At 68.7% G+C, this 13,477-nt stretch carries 16 protein-coding genes and 1 pseudogene; 7 read left to right on the top strand and 10 right to left on the bottom strand.

What is annotated here, in order from left to right; genetic code table 11:
* Window positions 1-34 precede the first annotated feature (34 nt).
* From OR37_RS09445 to OR37_RS09435, 3 genes are read left to right on the top strand one after another with little or no spacing between them, the layout of a single operon-like run.
* Window positions 35-292, top strand: coding sequence for a hypothetical protein (locus OR37_RS09445; RefSeq protein WP_004618657.1), 258 nt, complete (start codon window positions 35-37; stop codon window positions 290-292).
* Window positions 279-944, top strand: a complete 666-nt coding sequence (locus OR37_RS09440; protein WP_004618656.1) for a cytochrome b/b6 domain-containing protein — start codon at window positions 279-281, stop codon at window positions 942-944. The genes OR37_RS09445 and OR37_RS09440 overlap by 14 nt, the downstream gene beginning before the upstream one ends.
* A 10-nt stretch (window positions 945-954) precedes the next feature.
* Window positions 955-1,452, top strand: a complete 498-nt coding sequence (locus OR37_RS09435; protein ID WP_035017165.1) for a helix-turn-helix transcriptional regulator — start codon at window positions 955-957, stop codon at window positions 1,450-1,452.
* 677 nt (window positions 1,453-2,129) lie between these two features.
* Here OR37_RS09435 and OR37_RS22085 read toward each other — a convergent pair.
* The 6 genes and pseudogenes from OR37_RS22085 to OR37_RS09405 all read right to left on the bottom strand — a co-directional run.
* A pseudogene (locus tag OR37_RS22085) lies at window positions 2,130-3,251 on the bottom strand (phosphatidylinositol-specific phospholipase C1-like protein); the annotation flags it as partial.
* A gap of 124 nt (window positions 3,252-3,375) precedes the next feature.
* On the bottom strand, window positions 3,376-4,959 hold the full coding sequence (gene ahpF / locus OR37_RS09425) for an alkyl hydroperoxide reductase subunit F (RefSeq protein ID WP_004618651.1): 1,584 nt from the start codon (window positions 4,957-4,959) through the stop codon (window positions 3,376-3,378).
* 136 nt (window positions 4,960-5,095) lie between these two features.
* Window positions 5,096-5,659: an alkyl hydroperoxide reductase subunit C gene (gene ahpC, locus OR37_RS09420; protein ID WP_004618649.1), complete on the bottom strand. Its 564-nt coding sequence runs from the start codon at window positions 5,657-5,659 to the stop codon at window positions 5,096-5,098.
* Window positions 5,660-5,898: 239 nt separating this feature from the next.
* Window positions 5,899-6,849, bottom strand: a complete 951-nt coding sequence (locus tag OR37_RS09415) for a hypothetical protein (RefSeq protein ID WP_004618648.1) — start codon at window positions 6,847-6,849, stop codon at window positions 5,899-5,901.
* Window positions 6,850-7,021: 172 nt separating this feature from the next.
* Window positions 7,022-7,441, bottom strand: a complete 420-nt coding sequence (locus OR37_RS09410) for a DUF4870 family protein (RefSeq protein ID WP_004618646.1) — start codon at window positions 7,439-7,441, stop codon at window positions 7,022-7,024.
* Window positions 7,442-7,444: 3 nt separating this feature from the next.
* A complete protein-coding gene (locus OR37_RS09405; protein ID WP_004618644.1) occupies window positions 7,445-7,813 on the bottom strand; it encodes a DUF4870 family protein in 369 nt (122 codons plus the stop codon).
* Window positions 7,814-8,052: 239 nt separating this feature from the next.
* Here OR37_RS09405 and OR37_RS09400 point away from each other — a divergent pair, with 239 nt between their 5' ends.
* Window positions 8,053-8,583: a fasciclin domain-containing protein gene (locus OR37_RS09400; protein ID WP_004618642.1), complete on the top strand. Its 531-nt coding sequence runs from the start codon at window positions 8,053-8,055 to the stop codon at window positions 8,581-8,583.
* A gap of 69 nt (window positions 8,584-8,652) precedes the next feature.
* On the opposite strand, the gene OR37_RS09395 is transcribed toward OR37_RS09400, so the two are convergent.
* From OR37_RS09395 to OR37_RS09385, 3 genes are read right to left on the bottom strand one after another with little or no spacing between them, the layout of a single operon-like run.
* Window positions 8,653-9,204, bottom strand: coding sequence for a hypothetical protein (locus tag OR37_RS09395; RefSeq protein ID WP_004618640.1), 552 nt, complete (start codon window positions 9,202-9,204; stop codon window positions 8,653-8,655).
* Window positions 9,205-9,207: 3 nt separating this feature from the next.
* Complete coding sequence (gene folB, locus OR37_RS09390) at window positions 9,208-9,612, bottom strand: dihydroneopterin aldolase (protein ID WP_004618638.1); 405 nt, start codon at window positions 9,610-9,612, stop codon at window positions 9,208-9,210.
* A 10-nt stretch (window positions 9,613-9,622) separates the two neighbouring features.
* Window positions 9,623-10,396 carry an SDR family oxidoreductase gene (locus OR37_RS09385; protein WP_004618636.1) on the bottom strand — a complete coding sequence of 258 codons (774 nt, stop codon included), beginning with the start codon at window positions 10,394-10,396 and terminating at the stop codon, window positions 9,623-9,625.
* A gap of 174 nt (window positions 10,397-10,570) precedes the next feature.
* Between OR37_RS09385 and OR37_RS09380 the strand changes: the two genes are divergently transcribed.
* Window positions 10,571-11,041 carry an NUDIX domain-containing protein gene (locus tag OR37_RS09380; protein WP_004618634.1) on the top strand — a complete coding sequence of 157 codons (471 nt, stop codon included), beginning with the start codon at window positions 10,571-10,573 and terminating at the stop codon, window positions 11,039-11,041.
* 180 nt (window positions 11,042-11,221) lie between these two features.
* Here the strand turns inward: OR37_RS09380 and OR37_RS09375 are convergent, their stop codons facing one another.
* On the bottom strand, window positions 11,222-11,686 hold the full coding sequence (locus tag OR37_RS09375; RefSeq protein ID WP_004618632.1) for a DUF3617 domain-containing protein: 465 nt from the start codon (window positions 11,684-11,686) through the stop codon (window positions 11,222-11,224).
* Between the two features lie 241 nt (window positions 11,687-11,927).
* Between OR37_RS09375 and rpmB the strand changes: the two genes are divergently transcribed.
* Both rpmB and OR37_RS09365 read left to right on the top strand, forming a co-directional pair.
* A complete protein-coding gene (gene rpmB / locus OR37_RS09370) occupies window positions 11,928-12,227 on the top strand; it encodes a 50S ribosomal protein L28 (RefSeq protein WP_004618631.1) in 300 nt (99 codons plus the stop codon).
* Window positions 12,228-12,493: 266 nt separating this feature from the next.
* Complete coding sequence (locus OR37_RS09365; protein WP_004618629.1) at window positions 12,494-13,477, top strand: CBASS cGAMP-activated phospholipase; 984 nt, start codon at window positions 12,494-12,496, stop codon at window positions 13,475-13,477.

The raw sequence follows: 13,477 nt of genomic DNA, 5'->3' as shown, positions 1-13,477 counted from the left end.
CGCTTCTCTCGTTCTCGACACGGGAGAAGTCCTCATGAACCATCACCCCCGCGCGGCCCTCGTCGGCGCCGCCTTGACCTTGTTCCTCGCGACGACGGCCCTGGCCGACGAGGCCAGACCCTCGACAGACAAGCCGCGCCCGCCCGCCGCTCCTTCGTCCCCGTCGGCCAAGGCCAAGCCCGCCAACCAGCCCCAGGCGGCCGGCGCGAGCAAGACGCGGCGGGACGACGATCGCGACCGCGACCGGCGCGACGACGACCATCGCGGGGAAAAGCGTCATGACCGCGACTGAGGCCGAAACCTCGGTCACGGCCGCGCCTCGCCGCTGGGACCCGGTCGTCAAGCTGACCCACTGGACCATCGTCGGGGCCATCCTGGCCAACGGCTTGATCACCGAGGAAGGATCCGGAGCCCACGTGTGGGTCGGCTACGCCCTGGCCGCGACCCTGGCCCTGCGCCTGCTCTGGGGCGTGATCGGTCCGCCGGAGGCGCGGTTCTCGGCCTTTCCGCCCAGCCCGGGCCGGGCCCTGGATCATATCCGGGAGATCGCCGAGGGCCGTCGAAGCGAGCACGCCTCGCACAATCCGTTGGGCGCGCTGATGGTCTACGCGATCTGGAGCACGCTGGCCGCCATCGTCGTCACCGGCGTTCTGATGGTCGCCGCGCCCGACAAGCCCCGCGCGGCGACGGACGCTCGTCCCGTCGCCGCCGCGACACTCGACCGGGAGCCCCCCGAACGCGAAGCGACTGGCGAACGCGAAGAGACCGGCGAACGCGAGGAGGCCGGCGAGGGTCGCGAAGAGGAAGGTCCCCTGGCCGAAGTCCACGAGGCGGCGGTGAACCTGCTCTACGTCCTGATCGTCCTGCACATCGCCGGCGTGGTCTTCGAGACGCGGCGGAGCGGCCGGCGGATTGTCTTGGCGATGCTTCCGGGGCGGCGCTAAAAGTCCGGCGATGAACAGTCGCCGGCGCGCCCTCGAGCACAGGATCACGATGATCGCGGTCATCGTGATCCTGCAGCTGGCCGCGACCCTTTTCTTTCTCGTGGACTTCGCCGGCGACCTGCGCGCCGACGGGCCGGGCGCGCATCTCGTCGCCGAGGGCGGCGCGGCCGTGGCGCTCCTCGTCGGCGTGCTGTTCGGCGCGGGCCAGGTGCGCTGGCTGGCGCTGCGCGCCCGCCAGGACGAGGCCGCCGTCGCCGCGTCCAAGGGCGCCCTGGCCGACCTTGTCCGCCTGCGCTTCGCCGAATGGCGGCTGACGGCGGCCGAGGCCGATGTCGCGCTCTTCGCGCTGAAGGGCTGCGACGTCGCCGAGATCGCCGCCTTGCGCGGCGCGGCTCCGGGCACCGTCCGGGCCCAGCTGGCGAGGGTCTACGCCAAGGCGGCCGTCAAATCCCAGTCAGGGCTGATGGCGCTGTTCATCGAGGAACTGGTCGAGACCCGCCCCGGCTGACGCCCTTCTTACGGCGCCTTGACACCCGCATCCGCCATGGCCGCCGCGACTTCCGCCCGGGCCATGTCGAGGTCGCGCCGGAAGGTTTCCGAACGGTGCTCGGCCGCATAGATCACCGCGCCCGACTGCACGCCGGCCTCGGTGGCGCTGTAGCTGTGCGAGCCGCAGACCCAACGGCTGTCGGCATAGTCGCGCCCCCGCGCGTAGAGGGCGTCGGCGCGGTCGGGGATCACCTCGGCCAGGATCATCGCCGCGTGCTCGCCGAAGGTCGAGTGGCCGGACGGATAGTCGGGATTGGCCGCCAGGTGCGCGGTCTTGGCCTCGCAGATCGGGGCGGCGTCCTTGCCGATATAGGGACGCTTGGTCCCCCAGTGGTCCTTGGCGACGCCGACCACCGAGCGATCGTCGCCGGCCCGCTCCAGCAGAGCCGTCAGGATCGGGGCGTTCTCCGACGTCAGGCGCAGGCCCAGGACCTCTTCGAAGTGGCCCATGGGCGGACCGTCGACGTCGTCGATCGCCCGCTTCCAGCGCGGGGTGTCCTTCAGGGCGCGGCTCTCGTCGAAGATCGCCGCGTCGGCCAGGGCGCGCGGCGAGCCGGGCTGGGGCGGGGCGCTGAGAATCCTGGTCAGGTCGGGACGCTTTTCCGGCGGCAGGTAGCCGCGCGTCGGCGCGCCAGGCTGGGCCTCGATCGCCAGATTGTCGCAGGCGGCGGGCTGGCGCACCGGGTTGCAGACGGCCACGTCGCCGCCCGTCAGGCGCACGGTGTAGTTTCCGGGAAAGCGCGGGTCGGGCCAGAGATAGTCGCTCGAGACATACTGCGCTCCGCTGGTCAGGGCGGCCGTGCGCTGGCGCGGATTGTTGTCGCGCGCGGCCCAGGTGCCCTCGTCGGCGCGGGTGCGGACCATGAAGCCGGCCTTGACGGCGGCGGCGATGCGCGCCCGGTCCTTGATCGGGTCGTTCAGCGTCAGATAGGCGGCGGCCGGCGAGGCCTCGTCGGTGTTGACGAACATCGCCCGGCCTTCCAGCGAGGCGCGCTTGCCGCGATAGACCGCGATCTTGTCGGGGTCCTCGTCCAGGGCGAAGAACACCTTGCCGCGCGCGTCGGCCAGCTTGGCCCAGCCGGTCTTCAGCACGCCCTCGCGCAGGGTGGCGGCCTTGCCGCGCACCTGGTCGGGGGTGATCAGCCGGTCCTCGCCGAACACCGAGCGGATCTCGGCGTCCAGGGCGTCGAACAGGGCCTCGGTGAAGCGCAGCGGGACCACGCCGCCGGGCATGGAGGGACCGTCGTCCTTGGCGTTGATCAGGATCATGATCGGCACGTGGTCGTGGTGGGCGTCCGACCAGGCGCGGATCTCGCGCAGGCAGGTCACGAAGGCGACGCACGAGACGCGGAAGTCGACGTCGGGCATGTGCATCGACTTGAAGCCCGGCTTGGCCAGGGCCGCCGCCACGGCCGGCGGCAGGGTCGTTCCGTGGCCGAACACGGTCAGCGGCTTGGCGTAACGCCCGCCCTCGGGGTCGGCCACCACGTCCAGCTCCAGCTGGCGGGCGCCGGCGTCCAGCTGCTGCGTCAGCGGGCGGTGACCGTAATCGATGCTCAGCGCCTCGCGGCCGCGCGCGGCCACCATGGCGGCCATCTCGTCGGCCGGGATCGCCAGCTTGTAGGAATTGTGCGTGCCCACGGCCAGGAGGTCGTTCATCCGCAAGGCGTCCATGCGCTGGCGGACGCAAGCGGCGCTCTCGTCGCTGGAGGGGCAGGGGGCGGCGGCGACCGCCAGGGCGGCGAACAGGGGCAGCATGGGCGAACTCCGAAATCAGAGCGTCGCAGTATCGCCCAGGCGTGACGGTTTGACGTAAGGGTCCACGAAGAAGGCCGCCCAAGGAGCCTTGGGCGGCCTTCAAGCTGTCGGACGCCAGACGCCGTTACGCCGCCGCCGCCTCGTCCGCCGGGACCTGGCGGATCAGATAGTCGAAGGCCGACAGCGAGGCCTTCGCGCCTTCGCCCATGGCGATGATGATCTGCTTGTAGGGCGTGGTCGTCGCGTCGCCGGCGGCGAAGACGCCGGGGATCGAGGTTTCGCCGCGATAGTCGACCTCGATCTCGCCGCGCGGGGTCAGGGCGACGCCGCTGTCCTTCAGCCACTCGGTGTTGGGCACCAGGCCGATCTGGACGAAGACGCCTTCCAGGTCCACGCGGTGGACGCTGTCGTGGTTGCGGTCCTTGTAGGACAGGCCCGAGACCTTGCCGTTCTCGCCGTGGATCTCGGTGGTCATGGCCGAGGTGACGATCTTGACGTTCGGCAGGCTGGCCAGCTTGCGTTGCAGGACGGCGTCGGCGCGCAGCTGGCTGTCGAACTCGATCAGGGTCACGTGGGCCACGATGCCGGCCAGGTCGATGGCCGCCTCGACGCCGCTGTTGCCGCCGCCGATCACCGCCACGCGCTTGCCCTTGAACAGCGGGCCGTCGCAGTGCGGGCAATAGGCCACGCCCTTGTTCTTGTACTCGGCCTCGCCGGGCACGTTGACGTTCCGCCAGCGGGCGCCGGTCGACAGGATCACGGTGCGCGACTTCAGGCTGGCGCCGTTCTCGAGCTTGACCTCGATCAGCCCGCCGGCGGTCTTGGCCGGGACCAGGCCGACGGCCTTCTGCAGGTTCATGATGTCGACGTCGTAGTCCTTGACGTGCTGTTCCAGCGCCGAGGCCATTTTCGGGCCCTCGGTGTGGGGCACCGAGATGAAGTTCTCGATGTCCATAGTGTCCAGCACCTGGCCGCCGAAGCGCTCGGCCGCGACACCCGTGCGGATGCCCTTGCGGGCGGCGTAGACCGCGGCCGCGGCGCCGGCCGGGCCGCCGCCGATCACCAGCACGTCGAAGGCGTCCTTGGCCTTGATCTTGTCGGCCATGCGGTCGGCGGCGCCGACGTCCAGCTTGGCCAGGATCTGCTCGACGTCCATGCGGCCCTGGCCGAAGGGTTGGCCGTTCAGCAGGATGGTCGGCACGGCCATGACCTCGCGGGCCTCGACCTCGGCCTTGAACAGGGCGCCGTCGATGGCGACGTGACGGATGCGCGGGTTGAGGGCGCTCATCGTGTTCAAGGCCTGCACCACGTCGGGGCAGTTCTGGCACGACTGCGAGAAATAGGTCTCGAAGCGATAGTCGCCGTCCAGCGCCTTGATGCGCTCGATCACCTCGGCGTCGAGGCGCGGCGGGTGGCCGCCGACGTGCAGCAGGGCCAGCACCAGCGAGGTGAATTCGTGGCCCAGCGGCAGGCCGGCGAAGCGCACATCGGCGTCATTGGCGGCGCGGGTGATGGCGAACGAGGGCTTGCGGGCGTCGTCGCCGGTCAGGTTCAGGCTGACCTTGTCCGAGGTGGCGACGATGTCTTCCAGCAGCGCCTTCATCTCGGCCGAACCGGCCGAGTCGTCCAGCGTGGCGACCAGTTCGATCGGCTGGCGCAGGTTCTGCAGATAGGTGCTCAGTTGGGTCTTCAGACCGGCGTCCAGCATGAGGGGCTCCCTGGGAGGCTGGGGGAGTGAAAGGAACGTTCGATTGTCGGGGGGGAGAGCGATCGAACGCGGCGAACGATCGGAAGGGGATGCGCCGCCGCCCTCCGAAGAGCGGCGGCGCGGGATCGTTCAGGTCTTAGATCTTGCCGACGAGGTCGAGCGAGGGGGCGAGGGTCTTCTCACCCTCTTCCCACTTGGCCGGGCAGACTTCGCCCGGGTGCGAGGCCACGTACTGGGCGGCCTTGACCTTGCGGATCAGTTCGGCGGCGTTGCGGCCGATGCCTTCGGCGGTGACTTCCAGGAACTGGATCACGCCTTGCGGGTCGACCAGGAAGGTGCCGCGGTCGGCCAGGCCGATGCCCGGGCGCATGATCTCGAAGTTGTTGGTCACTTGGCCCGACGGATCGCCGATCATCGTGTACTTGATCTTGCCGATGGCCGGCGAGCTGTCGTGCCAGGCCTTGTGCGAGAAGTGCGTGTCGGTCGACACGGCGTAGATCTCGACGCCCAGCTTCTGGAACGTGTCGTAGTTGTCGGCCAGGTCTTCCAGTTCCGTCGGGCAGACGAAGGTGAAGTCGGCCGGATAGAAGAAGAAGACCGACCACTTGCCCTTGGTGTCCGCTTCGCTGACCGTGACGAACTTGCCGTCCTTGTAGGCCTGGGCGGTGAAGGGTTTGATCTCGGTGTTGATCAGCGACATGAGACGCTCCGTTGGAAAAGGATGCGCCCTTTTAGCGCGGCGCTTTTCAATTGATCAAATTGATAAATCTTCTCGTTGGAATAGATTTAATCTATTCAAGCAAGAAAGAGAAGCAGGGGTATGGCTGTGGGGGTCTCCTAGGCGGCCTTTAGGCGACACTATCGAATTTCGAGTATGGTGGCGCGCGGAGGCGGCGCGGAAGCCCGTCATAAAAACTTGTGGGAATAATCCGGCGGGCCTCAGCTCGAGATCTTGGCTTCCAGTTCGTTGAGGCGCGTGCGGGTCGCCGCCAGGTCCGGACCGAAGCGGGCTGGGTCGGCGGCGGCGAGGCGGCCGGCGATGTCATAGCTTTCGCGGTAAAGGTCCAGGGCGCGCATCCGGTGGCCGCGATCCTCGCGCAGGTCCGCCAGGCGCTCCAGGTTCACCGAAAGGGCGCGTTGGGCGTTCGGATCGCCGGCCTCGCGGCCGCCGCGCGCGCGGCGCAGAGCCAAGGCCTCCTCGAAGGCGGCCAGGGCGGCGTCCAGGCGGCCCTCGGCCTCGGCGACGTCGCCCACCCCCGACAGCGCGCCGGCCAGCAGTTCCGAGGCTTCGTCGGAGGGGCGGTCATGACAAACCTGGCGGGCGTGGCCGACGGCGGTCTCATAGGCCTCGGCGGCGCTGTCCAGATTGCCCTGGCCGCGCGCGAAGTCCCCGAGATCGCGATGCAGGATCGCCAGCTCCTCGTCGGTGCGGGCGAGGGACTTCATGGCGTTCAGGGCGCGCGCCGCCTCGGCCCAGGACTCCGAGCGGCTCAGCGAGACCAGGCGCGCGCGCTGCTCGGCGAAGGTCAGGGCGCGCGGCGGCTGGGGCGGCGGCGCGGCGGTCTCCATGATCGGCGCGGCCATGGGGGCTGGAGGGACGGGCGCGGGTTCGGGCGGGGCGGTCTTGGTCTGGGGTTCCGGTTCCAGGTCCAGGCCGAGCGCCATGGGCGCGCGCCTCGGCTTCTTGGGTTCGCGGCGCGGCGACAGGGCGGCGACGATGAGCGCCCCGCCCACGATCGCCGCCGCCACGCCGGCGTTGGTCCGATATGGCTCGAGCGGTCCGAGATCGAGATGCGCGGCCCAGTTCCCCAGCGAGCCCCAGCCCGCCACCACGTATCCCGAACTCGCCAGGATCAGCCCCAAGATGATCCCAACCACTCGCGCCAGCATCACGTCCCCCCAGACGTACCCAAGAATGGGCGCCACTCCCCCACCGGAGCATTCCCACCGCCAGACCGCGCAGCTCATCTCAGACCCGACGCGCCGTCGAGCCGTCTCAACCGACGGGGGAAGCGCTCAAGTCATCTGATGGCTCGGCGGGCGCCGGACGGGCCGGGCGCCCTTAAACCAACCACGCGCGCGGACGTGGATAAGCCTCGCCGCGCGACAGATAGTAGATGCCCAGGATGCAGCGCGTCACGAACCAGAGGCCGACCGCGCAAAGGATGGTTCCGCCGAGCACCATCAGCGGAATGCCGATCAGCACGATCGACAGCACGATCCCGACCAGCAGGATCGCCATCCCCAGCAGGAACCAGGCGATCGCCATCCAGAAGGTGCGGATGGCGAAGGTGAAATGGCTCTCGTTGATCGGTCCGGCCGTGTCACGGTTCACATAGGCGACGATCAGGCCGGCGATGAAGGTCAGGCCGTTGGTGAAGCCCAGCAGGTAGAGGCCATAGACGATGGCGGGGAGAACCTTCTCCTCCTCGGCGGCGCCGGTGGGCGGGCCGGACGGTTGTTCGGCGGCGAGATCGGTCATGGCTTACAGCATCCAGTTCTTGGGCGTGGGATAGGGCTGGCCCTTCAGCAGGTTGGAAAGGCCGACGATGGCCCGGACGATGATCCACAGACCGACGGCGACGAACAGCACGACGCCGACGCCCACCGGGGTCAGGATGGCGGCGATCGTCCAGAACAGCAGCGACAGCCAGAAGGTGCGGATCTGGAACTGGTAGTGGCTGGCCAGCCAGTCCGGGGCGTCCTTGCGGCTGATATAGGCCAGGATCACCGCGACCACGTGGCTGACGCCCGTCACCGGTCCGGCGATCAGCAGCACGTAGATGATCAGGGGCAGGGTCTTGTCGTCCTGCAGTCGCGGCGGAACGGCGGGGTCGGCGATGGGGTCGGTCACTTCTGAGCCTTGGAAGAACGACGTTTCTCGATCGTCGCGCTGAACGGCCCGGGATGCAAATGAAGCCCGCGTCATGAAGGCGCAGTCATCGGCGGAGCGACGCGATGGCGAAGAAGAAGATTACCAAAGAGTCATGGTCCGTCTTTCGTCCGGGGCCGGGGGAGGACCGTAGAAGTCATCGACAGCGCGCCGTCGACACCCCCGAGCCAAGGCTCACCCCAAAGCATGAGGTCCTGACTATGACGCGTTCGATTCTGGGCGGCGCCGCCGCTCTGGCGCTCGCCGCCACCACCTTCGCCGCGCCCGCCCTGGCCGGCGACCACGCCCCCAACATCGTCGGCGTCGCCGCCGGCAACGCCGATTTCTCGACCCTGGTCACGGCCGTCAAGGCCGCCGGCCTGGTCGACACCCTGTCGGCGCCGGGTCCTTACACCGTGTTCGCCCCGACCAACGCCGCCTTCGCCAAGCTGCCGGCCGGCACGGTCGAGACCCTGGTGAAGCCGGAGAACAAGGCGACCCTGACCAAGATTCTCACCTGCCACGTGGTGGCCGGCAAGGTCGAGGCCAAGGATCTCGTCGCGGCCATCAAGGCGCACGGCGGCGCCTACACGATCAAGACCGTCGGCGGTTGCGAGTTCAAGGCCGCGGTCAAGGCCGGCAAGGTCGTGATCACCGACGAGAAGGGCGGCCAGAGCACCGTCGCCGCCACGGACGTCGCCGCCAGCAATGGCGTCATTCACGTCATCGACTCAGTGCTGATGCCGCGCTGATCGCGCGCGCGCCAACCTTTACCCGCGCCTCTCGCGCCCCGGCCGCCTCGGCGGTCGGGGTTTTCTCGATCAGGGCAGCAGGTCGCTGGGCGGATCGCGCGGATCGAAGGGCTGGCCTCGGCTCAGCCATGGCAAGGCGGCCAGGATCAGGAACAGCGCGAAGCTCATCCTCGCGGCCATGTCGATCCCGACGGCGGCCATGCCGGCGGTCAGCGAGAACAGCAGCGTGGCGATCGCGCCGAACGCCATCAGACCCATCACCCACGTGAGGGCCGTCCGCGCCTCGAACCGCGCCAGGCCGAACCGGGCGCGAGGAGCGAGGTCCGCCCCCACCGCCGCGATCGCCCGGGCCAGGATCGAGAAGCTGGCGAGCCGATCCTCGAACCGGCCGGGGGCCAGATAGCTTTGCGAGACGATCACCAAGCGCCGCCGCCCGAAGGTGACCAACAGGCTGCGCCGCCGCCCGCCGCCGGCTTCGGCGGCGAGTCTGTAGCGGGTCAGGCTGGACAGCGGGAAGCGGCGGCTTCGCGGGCCACGGGTCTCCACCAGCGTTCCGGCCTCCAGGCTCCAGACCGTTTCGGGCTGGAACGGAGCGAGCCGGGCGGCGTGACGGATCTCCAAGCCCTAGCTCCGGACGGCGGTGATCTCGACGCCGGCGGCGGCCGCGTGCGGGGCCAGGGCCAGAGGCTTTTCGACCCGCACCCGGGCGCGGGTCACGCGGTGGTCGAAGAAGCAGGCCTGGGCCAGGCGCTCGGCGAAGGTCTCGACCAGGTCGACATGGCCCTGGGCGGCGATGGCGCGGGCGGCCTCGCCGATCATCTCGTAGTTCACCGTGTCGGGCAGGCGCTCGCAGTGGCTGGCGGCCACGTCCAGCTCGACATCGACGAGCAGCGGCTGGGCGCGGCCGTGCTCGTGGTCGTAGACGCCGATCTGGGCGTCGACCTTCAGGCCGCGCACGAAGACCTTGGTGACGATGACGCGGGCCAGGTCTTGCGCGGGAGCGGTGTCGGGGAGGGGCGAAGCGGCCAAATCTGGCCTCCTACGGAGCAACGATGTCAGGCGTGCGCCAGCCCAGATGCTGGCCGCCGTCCACGGCGATCATCTGGCCCGTGACCGACGTCGCGTCAATCAGATAGCGCAGGGCGGCCGCGACCTCGTCGGGCGTGGCGCGGCGTTGCAACAGGGTGCCGGCCGCCTCGGCCTCGAACTCGCCGGGGGCCTGATGCACCGACGGCAGGGTCGGTCCCGGTCCGATGGCGTTGACCCGCGCGCGCGGCGCCAGCGCCTGGGCCAGGGTTTGGGTGGCCCACCACAGGCCCGCCTTGCTGAGCGTGTAGCTGAAGAACTGCGGATTGGGCCGCCAGACGCGCTGGTCGATGATATTGACGACCAGGCCTTCCCGGTCGTCCGGCAGGGCGGCGGCGAAGGCTTCCGCCAGCACGATCGGCGCGCGCAGATTGGTCTCGAAATGCAGGTCCCAGGTCTGGCGCGACAGGCTTCCGACGCGGTCGTCCTGGAAGGCCGAGGCGCTGTTGACCAGCAGGGTGACGGGGCCGAGCGCCTGGCCGGCCTGGTCGATCAGGCGCCGGACCTCGGCCTCGACCGACAGATCGGCGCGCGCGGCCGCCGCGCGGCGGCCCAGGGCGCGAACGGCCGCGATGGTTTCCTCGGCCTCCTCGGCCGGGCCGCGATGATGGACGGCGACGTCGTAGCCGGCGCGGGCGGCTTCCAGCGCCAGGGCCTGGCCGATCCGGCGACCCGCGCCGGTGACCAGGGCCGCGCCGCGTCCCGCCGGACCCCGCGGGGCGCTCATTAGTCGATGCGGCCGAACTCGACGGCGTTCAGGCCCATGATGATGAGCAGGAAAATGGCGATGACACCGATCGCGAGCATGGCGCGGCTCCGGATGAAAGAAAACAGCGGTCAAGCCGGCTTTAAAGGTCGAGACCGCTGACCGCAAGGCCGGTAAGCTGTACAGAGCTGGGCCATGACCTGGCGTCGCCGCATCGAACCCTTTGCCCGCCCGCTGATCTACGCCGTCTTTCGGATGAGGCGGGGGCTGACCCTGGGCGTGCGGGCGGTGGTCACGGACGAGGCCGGCAAGGTCCTGCTGGTCGAGCACACCTATCTGAAGGGCTGGTACCTGCCCGGCGGCGGGGTCGAGCGCGGCGAGACGGCCGAGACCGCCGTCGTTCGCGAGCTGCGGGAGGAGGCCGGGGTCCGGGCGCTTTCGCGGCCGCGCCTGGTGTCGGCCCATAGCAACGAGGCGCTGCATCCGGGCGACCACGTGCTGCTCTACCGCGTCGACGCCTGGGAGCCCTGCGCCTCCGACGCGGCGGGCGAGATCCTGGCGGTGGGGTGGTTCGCGCCCGACGCCCTGCCCGAGTCGACCACCCCCGCCACCCGCCGGCGGATCGCCGAGGCGCTGGCGGGGCAAGAACCGGACGTGATGTGGTAGGGGCCTGGGAAACCGTCCGGCCACGCCTCTTAACGCGCGCTAACGCTTCCTCGAACAGGGGCGAAACGAATCATGACCGAATCGGCGACGTTCTCCGATTCAGCGTTTGTTCCCTACCAGCTATTGTAGCTTAAAGCGGATTAACCACAAATCGGTTTCACGCGGCCAAGCGTCGCGGCGTCACTTGCCGCTGGCGGGGTCCGGGGCGGGGCAGTCGGCCGACAGGCGCTTGGCGGTCATGGTCCCGGCCACCGGCATCCCGCTGATCGTCTTGATGTGGATATCCATCTTGAAGCTCTCGGGCGTGTAGGAGCCCTCGGCGGTGACCGGAGAGACGCGGTCCTTCTTGTCGGTCCACGAGCCCTGCAGCTGGATCTTGCCGTTCGAGACGACATTGGTGGTGTAGTCGCAGCGATATTTGCGGGTGCAGATCCCGCGCGAGAATTGCTCGGCGTCGGCGGGCTTCAGGCACTTGGTCTCGCTGCTGACCGGAATGATGCCGACCTTGTAGTCGTACTCCCAGTAGCCGGGCAGAATCGTCGCCTTCGCGGGGGCGCGCGCGGGGGTCTGGGCCAGGCTGAAGCCGGCGAGGGCGACGCCGGCGGCGAGCGCCAGGGCGGAGGCGGCGAGGGCGGTGGAACGCATACGAAAGGTCTCCTTCTGCGGCCCTATATATAGAGCGGCACATGAACCGTGCTTGAAGGCGAGGTTGGGGCGATGGTTCCTTCGCCGCGTCGGACTCCAGCCTTGACTCGACGGCGAGCCTTCGCCTATATCGCCCGCTCTCGCGCGGCGGACCTCGTCCGGACCGCGTGTCCGAATTCATATGTAGCGGGCCAGGCTCCTTAAACGGAGCGGGGCTTCGCCCAAGCCCAGGGTAACCACCATGTCGCGCCGTTGCGAACTTACCGGTATCGGTCCGATGGTCGGCCACAATGTGAGCCACTCGAACATCAAGACCAAGCGCCGCTTCCTGCCGGCTCTGTCGCCCGCCACGCTCCAGTCGGAAGCGCTGGGCCAGACCTTCAAGCTGCGCATCAGCAACGCGGCGCTGCGCACGCTCGACTTCAAGGGCGGCCTGGACACCTTCCTGCTGGGCGCCAAGGACGAGCAACTGTCGCCGCGCGCCCTGAAGATCAAGGCCCAGGTGAAGGCCAAGGTGAAGGCCGCCGCCCAAGCCGCCTAAGGCTTACCGGCTTCCAAGGCCGAGAATTTCGAAAGCCCGCCGGGAGCGCTCCCGGCGGGCTTTTCGCGTTGGGGCCGACGTCGCCATCCCGCCAACGCACGTTCAGCCCGCCACCCACCGCGACGCGACCGCGCTTCGCGACGGCGGGGCGGCGCCGCATTCAGACATGCCGCCCCAATCGTCACCCCGGTGTCTAGACTAGCGCCTCGATAGCGAACTAGCTTCGCTACTCGTGCGCGTTGTTCGCAAGGGGTGTCGTGGGGGAAATGACTTACCAGATTTTGGCGCTGTCCGGCGGGGGGTTCCTTGGCCTCTACACCGCGTGCGTCCTCGCAGAAATTGAGCAGCACAGCGGCCGGCCGATCCATTCCCAGTTCGACCTGATCGCCGGCACGTCCATTGGCGGGATCATCGCGCTCGGATTGGCGGCTGGCACACCGGCCGCAACCATCCGTGACGCCATGGTCAAGAAGGGGCCGGAAATCTTCGGTGACAAACCTCCGCCTCAGACCGGGGCGGGGCGCGCCCTCGCCCTGCGAACAAATGCCTTTCGCGCCGGCTATCGCCCTGAACCGCTCCGAGAAGTGATCGAGACGATTGTGGGCAATGGACGAAAGATCGGTGACCTCCGCCAACGGGTGGTCGTTCCGGCCGTCAATCTTACCAAGGGCGCGCCGCAGGTTTTCAAGACCAGCCACCACGAGACCTTCGTGCGCGATTGGCGGCTCGACGTGGCCGACGTGGCGCTGGCGACATCGGCTGCACCCACCTTCTTTCCGTTGCATCGAATTGGCGGCGAGTTATTTGCCGACGGTGGCCTCTACGCCAACGCGCCCGATCAAGTGGCCTTGCACGAGGCCGAACACTTCCTCGGCTGGGACGCAGCGGACGTCTCCATGCTCAGCATCGGCACGACGACCGCGCAGTTTTCATTCTCCAACACGGTATCAGTCGACATGGGATGGATGGCCTGGATGGAGGGGCAGCGGTTGCCCAGTGTGATGATCTCGTCTCAGCAGATGATCGTTCAGGAAATGCTCCGGCATCGTCTGGGGGAACGCTACCTGCGCATCGATCAAAGGCAGTCGCCGCAGCAGGAGCGCTTCCTCGGCCTAGACGTAGCAAGCCCAGGATCAATCTTGGATCTTCGCGGACTGGCTGAAGCGTCTGCCCGCGAGCATCTCGCGAAGCCACGGCTGCAGGCCATGCTCGGCCGTGAAGCGCCGGTGCCCGCCTTCTTCAACAACTGA

The organism is Caulobacter vibrioides OR37 (genome assembly GCF_000372645.1).
GTDB lineage: Bacteria > Pseudomonadota > Alphaproteobacteria > Caulobacterales > Caulobacteraceae > Caulobacter > Caulobacter vibrioides_E.
This window is presented reverse-complemented; position numbering and strand designations above follow the sequence as displayed.

Bases quoted from the DNA above. Each gene is read 5' to 3' on its own strand.
- OR37_RS09435 (WP_035017165.1), top strand. From the start codon at position 955: ATGAACAGTCGCCGGCGCGCCCTCGAGCACAGGATCACGATGATCGCG.
- OR37_RS09375 (WP_004618632.1), bottom strand. From the start codon at position 11,686: ATGCGTTCCACCGCCCTCGCCGCCTCCGCCCTGGCGCTCGCCGCCGGC.
- OR37_RS09385 (WP_004618636.1), bottom strand. From the start codon at position 10,396: ATGAGCGCCCCGCGGGGTCCGGCGGGACGCGGCGCGGCCCTGGTCACC.
- OR37_RS09380 (WP_004618634.1), top strand. From the start codon at position 10,571: ATGACCTGGCGTCGCCGCATCGAACCCTTTGCCCGCCCGCTGATCTAC.
- OR37_RS09365 (WP_004618629.1), top strand. From the start codon at position 12,494: ATGACTTACCAGATTTTGGCGCTGTCCGGCGGGGGGTTCCTTGGCCTC.
- OR37_RS09400 (WP_004618642.1), top strand. From the start codon at position 8,053: ATGACGCGTTCGATTCTGGGCGGCGCCGCCGCTCTGGCGCTCGCCGCC.
- rpmB (WP_004618631.1), top strand. From the start codon at position 11,928: ATGTCGCGCCGTTGCGAACTTACCGGTATCGGTCCGATGGTCGGCCAC.
- OR37_RS09445 (WP_004618657.1), top strand. From the start codon at position 35: ATGAACCATCACCCCCGCGCGGCCCTCGTCGGCGCCGCCTTGACCTTG.
- ahpC (WP_004618649.1), bottom strand. From the start codon at position 5,659: ATGTCGCTGATCAACACCGAGATCAAACCCTTCACCGCCCAGGCCTAC.
- OR37_RS09440 (WP_004618656.1), top strand. From the start codon at position 279: ATGACCGCGACTGAGGCCGAAACCTCGGTCACGGCCGCGCCTCGCCGC.
- ahpF (WP_004618651.1), bottom strand. From the start codon at position 4,959: ATGCTGGACGCCGGTCTGAAGACCCAACTGAGCACCTATCTGCAGAAC.
- OR37_RS09415 (WP_004618648.1), bottom strand. From the start codon at position 6,849: ATGCTGGCGCGAGTGGTTGGGATCATCTTGGGGCTGATCCTGGCGAGT.
- OR37_RS09410 (WP_004618646.1), bottom strand. From the start codon at position 7,441: ATGACCGATCTCGCCGCCGAACAACCGTCCGGCCCGCCCACCGGCGCC.